This window comes from Microcoleus sp. AT3-D2, assembly GCF_036705715.1.
Classification (GTDB): domain Bacteria; phylum Cyanobacteriota; class Cyanobacteriia; order Cyanobacteriales; family Microcoleaceae; genus Microcoleus.
This window is the reverse complement of sequence record NZ_JAUBVE010000037.1, coordinates 46416-59313: the sequence shown is the minus strand read 5'-3', so window position 1 is coordinate 59313 and position 12898 is coordinate 46416. Positions and strand designations below refer to the sequence as shown.

17 protein-coding genes are annotated in these 12898 nt (G+C 45.4%); 4 read left to right on the top strand and 13 right to left on the bottom strand.

Features of this window, described 5'->3' with window-relative positions:
* The 9 genes from QUB44_RS31190 to QUB44_RS16820 form a co-directional block, all read right to left on the bottom strand.
* A partial coding sequence (locus QUB44_RS31190) for a hypothetical protein (RefSeq protein ID WP_445299901.1) occupies positions 1-263 on the bottom strand: 263 nt, incomplete at its 3' end.
* Positions 263-709: a GIY-YIG nuclease family protein gene (locus tag QUB44_RS31185; protein ID WP_333310432.1), complete on the bottom strand. Its 447-nt coding sequence runs from the start codon at positions 707-709 to the stop codon at positions 263-265. The genes QUB44_RS31185 and QUB44_RS31190, both read right to left, overlap by 1 nt.
* Positions 690-1139: a hypothetical protein gene (locus QUB44_RS16850; protein WP_333369460.1), complete on the bottom strand. Its 450-nt coding sequence runs from the start codon at positions 1137-1139 to the stop codon at positions 690-692. The genes QUB44_RS31185 and QUB44_RS16850 overlap by 20 nt, the downstream gene beginning before the upstream one ends.
* A 16-nt stretch (positions 1140-1155) precedes the next feature.
* A complete protein-coding gene (locus tag QUB44_RS16845; RefSeq protein ID WP_333369458.1) occupies positions 1156-1347 on the bottom strand; it encodes a hypothetical protein in 192 nt (63 codons plus the stop codon).
* 65 nt (positions 1348-1412) lie between these two features.
* Positions 1413-1625, bottom strand: a complete 213-nt coding sequence (locus QUB44_RS16840) for a hypothetical protein (RefSeq protein WP_333369456.1) — start codon at positions 1623-1625, stop codon at positions 1413-1415.
* A gap of 150 nt (positions 1626-1775) precedes the next feature.
* Complete coding sequence (locus tag QUB44_RS16835; RefSeq protein WP_333369454.1) at positions 1776-2108, bottom strand: hypothetical protein; 333 nt, start codon at positions 2106-2108, stop codon at positions 1776-1778.
* A gap of 173 nt (positions 2109-2281) precedes the next feature.
* Positions 2282-2851, bottom strand: a complete 570-nt coding sequence (locus tag QUB44_RS16830) for a hypothetical protein (protein ID WP_333369452.1) — start codon at positions 2849-2851, stop codon at positions 2282-2284.
* Positions 2835-3188, bottom strand: coding sequence for a hypothetical protein (locus QUB44_RS16825; protein WP_333369450.1), 354 nt, complete (start codon positions 3186-3188; stop codon positions 2835-2837). Before QUB44_RS16825 ends, QUB44_RS16830 begins: the two co-directional genes overlap by 17 nt.
* Before the next feature lie 66 nt (positions 3189-3254).
* Positions 3255-3515, bottom strand: a complete 261-nt coding sequence (locus tag QUB44_RS16820; protein WP_333369448.1) for a hypothetical protein — start codon at positions 3513-3515, stop codon at positions 3255-3257.
* A gap of 170 nt (positions 3516-3685) precedes the next feature.
* Here QUB44_RS16820 and QUB44_RS16815 point away from each other — a divergent pair, with 170 nt between their 5' ends.
* Positions 3686-3946: a hypothetical protein gene (locus QUB44_RS16815; RefSeq protein ID WP_333369446.1), complete on the top strand. Its 261-nt coding sequence runs from the start codon at positions 3686-3688 to the stop codon at positions 3944-3946.
* Positions 3947-4136: 190 nt separating this feature from the next.
* Here QUB44_RS16815 and QUB44_RS16810 read toward each other — a convergent pair whose 3' ends face one another.
* A complete protein-coding gene (locus QUB44_RS16810; protein WP_333369464.1) occupies positions 4137-4325 on the bottom strand; it encodes a hypothetical protein in 189 nt (62 codons plus the stop codon).
* Between QUB44_RS16810 and gcvT the strand changes: the two genes are divergently transcribed.
* On the top strand, positions 4250-5401 hold the full coding sequence (gene gcvT, locus QUB44_RS16805) for a glycine cleavage system aminomethyltransferase GcvT (RefSeq protein WP_333369445.1): 1152 nt from the start codon (positions 4250-4252) through the stop codon (positions 5399-5401). The two genes, QUB44_RS16810 and gcvT, sit on opposite strands and share 76 nt — an antisense overlap.
* Before the next feature lie 102 nt (positions 5402-5503).
* On the opposite strand, the gene QUB44_RS16800 is transcribed toward gcvT, so the two are convergent.
* A complete protein-coding gene (locus tag QUB44_RS16800; protein ID WP_333369443.1) occupies positions 5504-6346 on the bottom strand; it encodes an alpha/beta hydrolase in 843 nt (280 codons plus the stop codon).
* 59 nt (positions 6347-6405) lie between these two features.
* On the opposite strand from QUB44_RS16800, the gene gcvH reads away from it, so the two are divergent.
* Together gcvH and gcvP are read left to right on the top strand one after the other, a co-directional pair.
* Positions 6406-6795 carry a glycine cleavage system protein GcvH gene (gene gcvH / locus QUB44_RS16795; protein ID WP_333285105.1) on the top strand — a complete coding sequence of 130 codons (390 nt, stop codon included), beginning with the start codon at positions 6406-6408 and terminating at the stop codon, positions 6793-6795.
* Positions 6796-7102: 307 nt separating this feature from the next.
* Entirely contained in the window at positions 7103-10075 is a 2973-nt protein-coding gene (gene gcvP / locus QUB44_RS16790; RefSeq protein ID WP_333369440.1) for an aminomethyl-transferring glycine dehydrogenase, read from the top strand.
* Positions 10076-10494: 419 nt separating this feature from the next.
* Here the strand turns inward: gcvP and QUB44_RS16785 are convergent, their stop codons facing one another.
* Together QUB44_RS16785 and QUB44_RS16780 are read right to left on the bottom strand one after the other, a co-directional pair.
* A complete protein-coding gene (locus QUB44_RS16785) occupies positions 10495-11367 on the bottom strand; it encodes an MBL fold metallo-hydrolase (RefSeq protein ID WP_333369438.1) in 873 nt (290 codons plus the stop codon).
* A 247-nt stretch (positions 11368-11614) separates the two neighbouring features.
* Positions 11615-12850, bottom strand: a complete 1236-nt coding sequence (locus QUB44_RS16780) for an HhoA/HhoB/HtrA family serine endopeptidase (protein WP_333369436.1) — start codon at positions 12848-12850, stop codon at positions 11615-11617.
* Positions 12851-12898: the final 48 nt, after the last annotated feature.

Here is a 12898-nt window from a genome sequence, read left to right as displayed (position 1 = left end):
CCAGTCTTTAGAATTACTTGCCCAAAACCGTCATAGATTATCCAATCCCAATATTCGATATCTTCTTTCAGAAATTCTGAATATGTAGAGAAAAACTTGATTTGAATTTGCAACCCTACATAGAAATAGCAACCTGGCAGTAGATGTCGAACATCCTGATTACAATTTTGAAAGATTTTATTACTCAGTTTTCGGGAAACCTGACTAGCTTTCTGCTGAGAAGCCAACAGATTTGGGAAGAATTTCAAGATACGTTCGAGCATTATCTAAAAACCAGAGAGGAAAAGAGCATCAAAATTAAAACAGCCAGAGCTAAGTAAGCGAAGTTAACCAGCCAACAGAGAAGAAATAGCGTGACTTGCATCAGTAAAACTCTGTAAGGAGGGGCTTCAAACCATTCTGTCCTACCATCTAATCCGGGAGAGCGGTGAACATTCCAAGCCTTAAAGATTTTGTGCATCGTTTTTTCTGTCAGTTTCATGTTCATCGTGAACACGATCGCCCTAATTTTTAACGGAGCTTGGTAGTCTCGTGACAGGAAATAGTGACGTGTTTTGGGTGTCTCACTCAAGCCAACTTTGGACAGATAACCGTCTTGAAAAATGTAATTAAACCCTGGGACATAATCACTCTTTCTCTTAGCTTTGGGCTGCTTAGGTTGCTTTTGGGGTTTAAGTATTAGACGGGCTTTAGGATTTTTGTTTCGCATTTAACTCTTGTTTCAAAAGGGCGATTGAATGGGTTAAAAGAGCGATTCGTTGTTTGTTTAATGCTTTACTTCGTGTATAAATAATCCGTAGTTCTTGGCTAGCATTAAACCGTGTATCAAAATCAATGGAGGTCAACTCTTGTTCAAATTTGGCGATCGTAACTTTATTCTTTTCTTGTTCGGCTTCAATTTCCTCAAGCGACATCTCGATCGGTCTTTTGAGTTTTCCCCCTCTCATCAAAAGAACTTGTTGTGCTGCTAATTTTTCATTGCGTTTAGATAGTTGCAAAACTTCTTGATGCAACTGCAAAGAAACTTGTGAATCAATGACCTGTTCGATTTGAGCTTTCAGATTAGTTTTGAGCAATTCGTTCGCGTCGCGTTCGGTCTGAAGTTGCTCATAAGTCATAGTTCCGACTCTTTTAGCCATGATAATTAGCTCCTAATTACTCGACTGTTTGACGGTTATTGTGGCTGCCAATACCGACTGACGGGGAAATTTGATAAACTTTGGTGTTAGTAACTGTTTGATTGCCGTGAACGATCGTCGGTTTCGCTTGTTTGAGGGCATCTTGATATCCGGTTTGATAGCAGAATGCACCGAAACCAACTACCAATGCTGGGATAGCTCTACTCATCCAGGGAGCGCCAGATTCCGTCTTAGTTGTGGATGTTGAATCTGTCGAAAATAGGTCATTCATGGTTAATAATCCTTGCTGTGGTTAACAATCGTTGCAACTGTGTTATCGTTGCTATCGGTTGAAAGTCTTACCCAACCTTCATCAGACATATCTTGAACATCAATTTCTACTCGCCATTCTTCGATTAGAGTACAGAAAGCAATTTCGGCTGTACTGCCTTTTCCAAAACGTTTCAGGAAATCGAGAATGGCTTGTATTTCAGGTGTTATTTCCACCCCTTATAATCCTTCAGCTTTTTGTATCGGAATTGAATGTTTTGAGCTTTCTTGCCTTGCTGAATATTTCGCCACACATTGACGATATTGAGTAGAAGAATCAGGAGACTGATTAGAATTACGGTTGTCAGGAGTATTAACTCGATTTGGTTATGGTTCCCAACAATCAGCAGTGAGATAATTGTCGTCGTCCGATGGGAATGTGCATTCATAATCTTGTTGTTCAGTCTCGAAACGGTAACAAACTCCAGGATAGGGACAATGCCTACCTCCGACGCAGTTAGGAGGTATTTCTCGTTCTTTTGGTTTGCAGAGTTGCAGGTTATCGTCTACTGGTTCCAGAAGTCGAGTCCGATCGCCTAACTCTGACAAATCCAGGTCAATTACTCGGCACAGTTCCAAACATTTTTTATCAGCACTATAAACGTAAACTTTTTGGTTTGGATTCCAATCATAAACTTCGTCTGAGGTTATAGGAATCATTGTCTTTCTCTTTGAATCTTTGTCAGAAGAATCGCAATCTGATGAACCTGATGAGAGCAAACTCGCATAAATAACCAAAGCCATAAGTAACTTTTCTCGGTTAGCTGAACGAGCTTGCTCTTCTAGAATTAGCCGCTCGCTATAAGCTGTAGCTAATTCTATGCAAGATTCAATTAACCCCAAGCACCAGTGATCTGTTTCGGCGGGTGGGTTTTTTTTCCTGGCAAGCTACCGTTACGAAGATCGAGGGGAGCATTTTGGACTGAGCCAACAATTTCTCGGAAGTTTGCGCGAGTATTTGTCGATCGAGATTTGAGCTGATCAACTACATTCTCTCCAAGGGAGATGTAGAAGGCATCAACAACCGAAGCAGCAGCAGCAGCACCCACATCAGTCATCGCCAGGGCTGCTTCAGATGTTGCGCCTCGAACTGCAACCACTAGCTGACTGGTTTCTTCCTGCCCGTCTCGGTTTTCAGAGTGGTTAATTTCACTGTCGTTGATATCATCGCAGTGCTCAGCGTATCCGGTGCGCTTGGAAGCAATGTCGAGTAATGCGTCAGTCGGACTCTTCATTTCTTCACGAATCAGACGGTAATATTCCCGTACTTCGTCGATATCGACTCCTTCGACCTGAGCATTTTGCCATTTACGATGACCGAGCGCTTTGCGGACTGTGGTAATGTCGGACACTTTGCCTAGTCCGAGTTCAAACTTCAGCTCAACTCTAGATAGTGTAGTCATTGATGTTAAGTCCTACGTTTTGTAAGTATTTGCGTGTTTTGTCGATATCTCGATCGCAGGCAACGAAAATTTCTTCGACCTGAACCAGACATCGTTTCTGAAAATCTGAAAATTTACGGGAATGAAGCACTCGATCGCATTCTGGGCATTCTTCTTCTAGAAGTGTCAGTCGGCGTTTAAATGTCGCTTCCGACATTGGTACTGGTTTGCGTCTACTTTTACGACCGACGCTTCCCAGAATTTGCTTTATTTGCGATCGAGTCCAGTAATTTGCTCTTCCTGCTTCATCTTGATACTGGACTGTGTAAGGCTTTCGACACTTTTTCTCGTATCTCATGAGCTACTTTTAGTACCCTTTCTTTGAGCCCTTCAAGTAGCTCACGATAGAGTAAAAAAAATGAATCTATTGCCTGCCAACACCACGTTTCGGCGCTTCTTCAGTCTGAGCAGACTGAGTTTGTGGTACTGAGTGATTTTCTTGTCCCTGCGGGTAAGCTTTTCTTGCGTCCCAGTATCCTAAATCCCGTCTTTGATCCCAGATTTTTTGGGTTGCTGCTGCTGCTGTTTCCCCGAACCCTCTGACCTGGGAATTTGGATTGAATTGGCGCTCTACTACGATCGGATATTCGTTCCGCATCGTCAATTGCGTCACTTGTAGTAACATAATTCTGTCTCCTAGTGCCGTGTGTCGGCATTGGTTGAAAGTCCAGGGAAAGTGCTACCAACACTTTTTCTGGGCGTTTTTGCAATGTAACATCGTTTTAATGTTATGTCAAGCAGAAAGCTTGACTATAAAATCTAAGGTTTTTGACGCTCATAGAATATGCTGGTTTTATGAGTACAGGAAACAGTGACAGTAAGGGTAACAGTAGGGGAAGGAGTCAGGGAATGAGTCGGGGAATGAGTCGGGACACACGCGATCGATTCACTGTGACTTTTGATATTGGGGGCTTGCGGGAACGGCTTTTGGTTCAGGCAAGCGAACCGAATCAGTCTTTGGCATCGATCGTCCGCATGGCTGTAATTCAATGGCTCGAACAGCAGGAATCTCAGCAACAGGAAACCATGTCTAACGATGCTGAAAATAACGATTAAATTAATATACCAATTATTGACTATGCCTCAACCCTATATATATTAAGGATTTCAACCATATTCGACACACAATGGCATTGTAGGGGTCAGCGGTTCGAGCCCGCTATTCTCCATAAATCAAGATTAGGGATAAATTACTCGTGTATCTTTACTAGGGAAACGACACTGCCGTTTCCTCATCGGCGTGTACTTAGTCGTAGGGAAACAGCATTGCCGTGTCGTTAAATTCGATCGCGCCACACACCGCGAAAACCAATTTTCCCGTAAAATAAAAACAGTCTACCCGCAACCAAAGCGCTACCTGTGGCAAAGTCAACTGAACCCAGCAATCCAGAGAGTCCGAGCCAACTTGCCCGCACGCCTCTGTACGACCTATCATTAGAACTCAAAGGCCGAATGGTGCCCTTTTCCGGGTGGGAGATGGCGGTGCAGTATGGAGGCATCAGCAGCGAACACCAAGCAGTACGCCAGCAAGCAGGAATGTTCGACATTTCCCACATGGGAAAATTTGGTTTGAGAGGGAAACAAGTAATAGAAAAACTTCAACCCTTAGTACCCTCAGACTTGAGCCGCTTGCAACCCGGTCAAGCTCAATATACAGTCTTGCTAAATGCCAAAGGCTGCATCTTAGACGACATTATTTTCTACTGCCAAGAACCAGATCCTATCACTAGCGAAGAACGTGCAGTAATTATTGTCAATGCCGCCACTCGCATCACAGACAAAGCATGGATCACCACTCACTTAGAATTGAGCGAACTCTGTTTTACAGACATCTCCGAAGATAAAGTTTTAATTGCTATTCAAGGGCCAGAGGCTGTTAATTATCTCCAGCCTTTTGTGGAAGACAACCTCGCACCAATTAAGGCATTCGGTCACTTAGAAACAAATCTGTTGGGACAGCCGAGTTTTATCGCGAGAACTGGTTACACCGGCGAAGATGGGTTTGAAATCATGGTGGATGCCGAAGTAGGAAAAGAACTATGGCAAAAATTGTTAGATGCTGGCGTTGTACCCTGCGGTTTGGGTGCGAGAGATACCTTGCGTTTAGAAGCAGCAATGGCTCTTTACGGTCAAGATATCGACGACAATATCACGCCTTTAGAGGCTGGATTGGGTTGGGTTGTTCACCTCGACACCAAAGGCGATTTTATTGGTCGCGAGGTTTTGGAACAGCAGAAAGCGAGTGGAGTATCGAAGCGGTTGGTAGGGTTAGAAATGCAGGGGCGGCACATTGCACGCCACGGCTATCCGGCAATATTTGAAGGCGAAACAGTAGGAGAAGTTACTAGCGGTACATTATCGCCTACATTGAATCGGCCAGTAGCCCTCGCATTTGTTCCGGCAAAATTAGCGAAAATTGGTCAGGAATTAGAAATCGAGATTCGCGGGAAAAACTATCCGGCTAGTGTGGTGAAAAAACCATTTTATCGATCGCCAAACCGCCCTAATTAAATTAAGTAGGTGAGCATTAATTTAGGGAGGTTGCTCATAGCAAAGGTTCACAATAAAGTGTAAGTGTATGTATTGTTGTGGAACGGGCTTCTAGCCCGTTGCTCATATTGGTCGAGAAGATTCATCTACTAGCTTAGCAAATTTTCGCAAAGTTGCAGCATAGCGATCGCCCGCCACATCCATCAAATCATTATGACCGGCTCCATCAACCCAAAAATTCACTTTCGGCTCGTTGGCGGTGGCAAACAACTGCTCTCCATGCCAAAAATGCACAACCTCATCAGCCTTACCATGAATCACCAAAACAGGCGATCGAACTTTGCCAATCTTATCAATATTCACAAACTTGTCAAAGGGTAAAAGCGGAATCCGCGTCAACACCCGAAAAGCCGAAACAAAGGAATTTTCAACCACCAAACCGCCGACTTTTTGCCGCGAAGCCAAATCAATTGCCGGCCCACCCCCCACAGAACGCCCGTAAAGAATAACTTGGTTTGCAGGTACTCCCAACTGTTGCGTTAAATAATTGTAAGCAGCCTCAATATCACGATAAGTATTATACTCAGAAGGCTTTCCCTGACTCGTGCCGTAACCTTGATAATCATAGGCAAACACAGAAAACCCGCTATCTCGAATCTCTCTGAGTAGCCACAAAATGCCGTCCAAGTCTTCCGCATTTCCGTGACTGTAAAGTATGGTATATTTAGCTTGCGGGTTAGGAAAATGAACAGTAGAAATTTTCACGCCATTAGCTGAGCTAACTTTGATAACTTCCCTGCTATCACTCTGACTAGATGGGGGAGGTTGAAAAATTAGCCGTTCTGAAAAAAAGAAACCGTAAAAACATAAAAATGCGTAAATAAAAATTATAGAGCGCATCAGTCGTTTGACAGAAAATTCTCCAAAAAGCAAGCGTTTAATATTTTTTCTGTTCCATTTAGTCATTACTAAAGGCTCATAGTTGAATAAGATTTAACTAATACTTTTTTATTGCGAGAAAAGACATGGCACTAACATACCCCGATGACTTGAAATACCTAGACACCCACGAATACATCCGACTCGAAGGCGAAATTGCCACCATCGGCATTAGTGCCTTTGCAGTTGACCAACTCGGCGATATCGTGTTTCTAGATTTGCCAGAAGTCGGTGCAGGGTTGGAAAAGGGCGAAGCTTTCGGTACAGTCGAGTCAGTGAAAGCGGTTGAAGACTTGAAAGCGCCAGTTACCGGTACAGTCGTAGAACGCAATGATGACATTATAGAGTCTCCCGAAAATTTGGCGGAAGACCCCTATGGCGCTGGGTGGCTGCTGAAAGTGCGCGTTGACAACACCAGCGACGCAGACGAGGCTTTCTCGGCCCCGGAGTATCGCAAAATGGTGGAAGGGGAATAGGGCATAGGGCATAGGGCATAGGGCATGGGGCATAGGGCATAGGGTTCGTTGATAATTCCACAATCCGCCAGGGGTTGAAACCCACGGGGCTTTTAGCACAAGTCGTCTTTAGACGACTGAAATACCAAGCTGTTGCGGGGGGAGTTGCGATAAGTGCAGCTTAATCTACAGTCGCCGACCGACGACTTTAGCTATGAGACAGGGGTTTCAACCCCTGTCGGACTTGGATAGACGCAGAAAATCTTCCTGGTTTTCTTAGCAAAATGTTACAAACAAAGAAGCAAAAGTCTATTCAGGAGAATCCGCCTTGGTACTCTACAGCCCTCAACTTGAACCCAGTCAGCAGCAAAACCTTTCCTGCATCAATGGTTTTGCTGGCCGGCACATTGGCCCGACACCCAGCGAAATCCAGCAAATGCTCAATGTTTTGGGCATTTCCAGCCTCGATGAGTTGATTGACAAAACGGTTCCAGCGGCGATTCGCATTTCTCAACCATTACAACTTCCCGCAGCGCAAAGCGAGTACAGCGCTTTGGCAGAATTGAAAGAAATTGCTGCAAAAAATCAGGTATTTCGATCGTACATCGGCACTGGATATCACGACTGCATAACTCCCCCCGTCATCCAGCGGAATATCCTAGAAAATCCCGGCTGGTATACAGCTTACACTCCCTACCAAGCTGAAATTGCTCAAGGGCGATTGGAAGCTTTACTGAACTTCCAAACCATGATAATTGACCTCACGGGTTTGGAAATTGCCAACGCTTCTTTGCTGGATGAAGGGACTGCGGCGGCGGAAGCGATGGCGGTGAGTTACGGCGCCAGCAAAAATAAGGCAAAAGCGTTTTTTGTTTCCCAAGATTGCCACCCTCAAACTGTGGAAGTGGTGCAAACTCGCGCTAAGCCGTTGGGAATTGAGGTAATTGTCGGCGACCATCAAAGCTTTGAGTTCGATCGTACAATCTTCGGCGCTCTCCTGCAATACCCCGCCACAGACGGCGCAATTTATGACTATAGCGATTTTATTCGATCGGCTCACGAAGTCGGCGCATTAGTCACAGTAGCCGCCGACATTTTGAGCCTTTGCTTGCTCACACCCCCCGGCGAATTCGGCGCGGATATAGCCGTAGGAAGCACTCAGCGCTTCGGAGTGCCGATGGGATTCGGAGGGCCCCACGCCGCCTATTTCGCCACGCGAGAAGAGTTTAAACGGCAAGTTCCCGGGAGAATCGTCGGCGTTTCTAAAGATGCCAACGGCAAATCTGCTTTACGTTTGGCCTTGCAAACTCGCGAACAGCACATCCGCCGCGAAAAAGCAACCAGCAATATTTGTACTGCTCAAGTTTTGCTGGCAGTGATGGCGAGTATGTATGCTGTTTATCACGGCCCGTCTGGACTGAAAGACATTGCTGAGAAAGTATGGAGTTTAACAGCACTTTTGGCATCCGGTTTAAGAAGTTTCGGATACAAAATTGGTTCTCAACCTTTCTTCGATACTTTGCGGGTAGAATTGGGGGACAAACCCCTGTCAGAACTTCTAGAAGCTGTTAAAGTTCGCAAAATTAATCTCCGAGTTTTCGATGATTCGACAGTAGGAATCACTTTAGATGAAACTGTCACCGTTGAAGATGTGCAAGAGTTGTGGGAATTTTTTGCACAGAATAAAGATTATATCAGGGCCCACGGGCAGAATGCTCTCAACATTCCGCTGGATGCAGACGCATTGAGTTCCTATTTGACCTTACCAGATTTTTGCGATCGCACCAGCAGCTATCTCGCCCATCCAGTTTTCAACAGCTACCATTCAGAAACTGAACTTTTGCGCTATTTGCACCGTTTAGAAGCCAAGGATTTATCGCTAAATACATCGATGATTCCCTTGGGTTCTTGCACAATGAAATTGAATGCCACAGCAGAGATGATGCCGGTGACTTGGGCGGAATTTGGCAAGATACATCCTTTTGCACCCCGCGATCAAAGTCGCGGCTATCAAATGATGTTCGTGCAACTAGAACAGTGGCTGGCAGAAATCACCGGTTTCGCGGGAATTTCTTTGCAGCCAAACGCTGGTTCCCAAGGCGAATACGCGGGTTTGTTAGTTATTCGCCAATACCACGAACACCGAGGCGAATCTCACCGAAATATCTGTTTGATTCCCCAGTCAGCCCACGGTACAAATCCGGCTAGCGCGGTGATGGCGGGGATGAAGGTAGTGGCTGTCGAGTGCGATTCCCAGGGTAATATTGATGTCGCAGATTTACATAAAAAAGCCGAGAAGCACAAAAATGAACTGGCGGCTTTGATGGTGACATATCCATCAACCCACGGCGTTTTTGAGGAAGAAATTAAAGAGATTTGTGAGATTGTTCACAACTGCGGCGGACAAGTTTATATGGACGGCGCAAATATGAATGCTCAAGTTGGTTTGTGCCGCCCCGGTGATTTTGGTGCTGATGTTTGTCACTTGAATTTGCACAAAACTTTCTGTATTCCCCACGGCGGCGGCGGGCCGGGAATGGGACCGATTGGGGTAATGTCTCATTTGGTAGAATTTTTGCCCAGTCATTCTATTCTTAACAGTCAACAGTCAACAGTCAACAGTCAACAGTCAACAGTTAACAGTCAACAAATATCAGTTGGTGCTGTTTCCGCAGCGCCTTGGGGAAGTGCTAGCATTTTGACTATTTCTTGGATGTACATTCGGATGATGGGAGGAGTGGGTTTAACTGAGGCAACAAAAGTAGCAATTCTTAATGCTAATTACATGGCAAAACGGTTACAATCTTATTATCCGGTCTTGTACAAAGGGAAAGCCGGTTTAGTGGCGCACGAGTGTATTCTAGATTTGCGATCGCTCAAAAAATCTGCGGCTATTGAAGTCGAAGATATCGCTAAACGGTTGATGGATTACGGCTATCACGCGCCGACGGTTTCTTGGCCGGTTGCTGGTACGGTAATGGTGGAACCGACGGAAAGCGAATCGAAGCAGGAATTAGACCGTTTTTGCGATGCGATGATTGCGATTCGAGGCGAAATTGCGGAGATTGAAAAAGGTAATGTTGACGCGCAAAATAACGTCTTGAAAAATGCGCCCCACACCGCAGAATCTCTGATGGTTGATGAGTGGAATCGTCCTTATACTCGCGCGCAAGCGGCTTATCCGACCTCTTGGACTCGCGAACATAAGTTTTGGCCGGCGGTGGGCCGGATAGATAATGCGTTTGGCGATCGCAATTTTGTCTGTTCTTGTTTGCCAATGGAAGCTTACAGTCAAGGTTAAATCACTCTATCCTGGTGCGGAAGGCGCACCTTACACACATACTTTTGTGGGGTGGGCTTCTAGCCCGCCCAAAAAGTTAAATCTAAATCTAGAACAGCTTATTAACCTAGATAAACGCGCCGAAAACGATTTAATAAAAAACTTCAAAAATCCACAGGTTAAATATCAAATGAATACACGATTTTTATGGCAGTCACCGGAAAAAAAACCTCGTTGGCTTGTCATATTTTTGTTAGGTCTCATGGCCGCTTTGGCACTCGTTTAGGTCTCAGCGCCGCTGGATTTCAGGCAACTTACCCAGCTAATTCCATGACTTTGGTCGCGATTCCCAAAGCGTAATACAAAATCCCTCTTATTCTTAGTCCGCGCACCATCCAGACTTTGTGTATTTAGTAGCGGTTTCAACCGCCGAGTATCTATTAACAATAAACCATCCAAGCAATACATTTCCGCATTTGCTCGCGCATTGTTTCTCGATCGGCATAATACCTGCGGCCGTGTCCCGGCAACACCCATTCAAAATCATAATTAGCCAAATTCTGCATAGATTTGATTTGTTCTGGCCAAGAATACCAACAGACTTCGCGAAAGCCAACTAGCTGCTGCAAGCTTTCCGACCAAGCAAGATGATCGCCAGTGAACAAAAACTTGTTATTGTAAAGCAAAACTGTGTGACCTTTCGTGTGACCAGGTACAGAAATAATCAACAAATCATCTGCCATTTGATGCGGTTCACTGCCCGACAATTGAATTTCTACACTGCGAGTACCCGCGTTAATTTCGTCAGCATGGAGAATGCGATCGCACCCAAAATGATCGCGGTATTGTTGATGATCTGCCACATCGTCGCGGTGAGTCAAGTACAGATAGCGAATGCCGCCCATTGCTTCTATGTTTTTGACTAGCGGCGGCACAAAACGGGGAGAATCAACTAAAATGTTTCCTTCAGGGCGGACAATTAAATAGCTGGCTGCGGCGTAGGATTTCTCTGAGTGGTAGCCACAGTGATAGACATTTTCTGCTACGAGTGCGGGTAACAGTTGCTGGGCTTGTTTGATGCTTTTGGGTTTTTCTACAGTGCCGATCGAACTTGTGGGACAAGACAAAAGAGCCGCGAGCGATCGCATTTCTTCAGTTTCATTAGTTGGCTGGTGGTAAACCGCAGACTGTTCTCCCGCTTGACCAAATACTTCAGGTGCCATCCACCGACAAGTATCACAGTCAATGCAGGTACTGTCTACATAAAAGTTACCGTTAATATTTTCCGTACGCCTCCGATTAATGTTAGCCATTTTTCTACCTCTTAATAACCCATATAAATTATAGTAACTTACTATAACAAGTACCCCCGACATCCCGACGGCGGTTGCAACTGTCTCACAGCACAATCCGGTTAAAACCGACTAATAATTACTCCCTATTTATTGACAGTAGCTTAGTATCAGTCCTCTTTCATAGGACTGATACTTTGAGGCAGGGGTTTAAAGCCCTGCCAGACTCTTGCTTCTGCGTGCAAGATATAAGTTTCAATCAATAATTCTACCGCTCCTGATCCGCTGGAAAAGCACCCGCTTTCACCGCCACAGTAACAGGTTGTCCGCCGCGGCTCAATTCAAGCTGCAGATCGCTGCCCACTGTACTTTTCTCGACAATTTGCTGTACGCTGCCAGCATCACTCACTTCTGCACCGTTGATTTTCTTGATCACATCGGCAACGCGAACTCCAGCTTGTGCCGCCGGAGAATTTCTCGCAACTCCCAAAACTAACACGCCTTTATCTTCAGTCAGCCTCAATTTGGTATTGGGATTTTGATTAAATTCTCTCTTGATTTCGGGAGTAATGCTCAACATCCGAACGCCGAGATAAGGATGTTCGGCTTTTCCTGTTGTTACTAATTGGTCGGCAATTTGTTGTGCTCGATCGATCGGAATAGCAAAACCCAATCCTTGAGCGCCTTGAATAATCGCCGTATTCATGCCGATAACTTGACCGCGCTGGTTCAGCAGCGGGCCGCCAGAATTGCCGGGATTGATCGCAGCATCGGTTTGAATAAAGTTGACGCGCTTGTCGGGAACACCGACATCGGCGCTAGAACGGCCTGTAGCGCTAATAATTCCCACAGTTACAGTATTGTCCAAACCGAGGGGATTGCCGATCGCGATCGCCCATTCACCCGGCTGTAACTCTTCAGCTTTGCCCAAATTCACCACAGGCAAATTGTTAGCTTCAATTTTAACAACAGCCACATCAGTAACTGTATCTACGCCTAAAACTTTGCCAACAAATTCGCGGCCATCCTTCAGTTTTACCGTCACCGTATCCGCGCGGTCAACGACGTGAGCGTTAGTCAAAATGCGGCCATCAGAACCAAAAACAAAACCCGAACCGGAACCCCGTTCTACCCGATTTCCCGGTTGAATGGGAGATTCTGAACCGAAGAAGCGGCGGAATTGCTCGGGTATCTCATCTGGAACTTGGTTCGTCACCGTGCGAGACGAATTGATCCGCACCACTGCCGGGCCGACTTCCTGCACAACTTTAGTAACAAAATTAGAGTCTTGAGAGGGCAGTATATTCGCAGGCAATGCTGAGATTGGCGCTGCAGGTGAAGGTTGAGCTTGAATCGCGTTAGAACTTCCAGGAACTTGAGAAGTTAGGGCATTGCACCCAACAGTTGCAGTGGAACCGAGTAAAAGGAGAGATAAAAAAGCAAGTTTTTTCGGGAAAGCAAAACTGCTAGAACTCTGAGATGCAGGCATATTTTGGGTTGACATAGTATTGATTTGGTGGGAGTTAGAGCGAGAGTTATAATTATGGTTTTG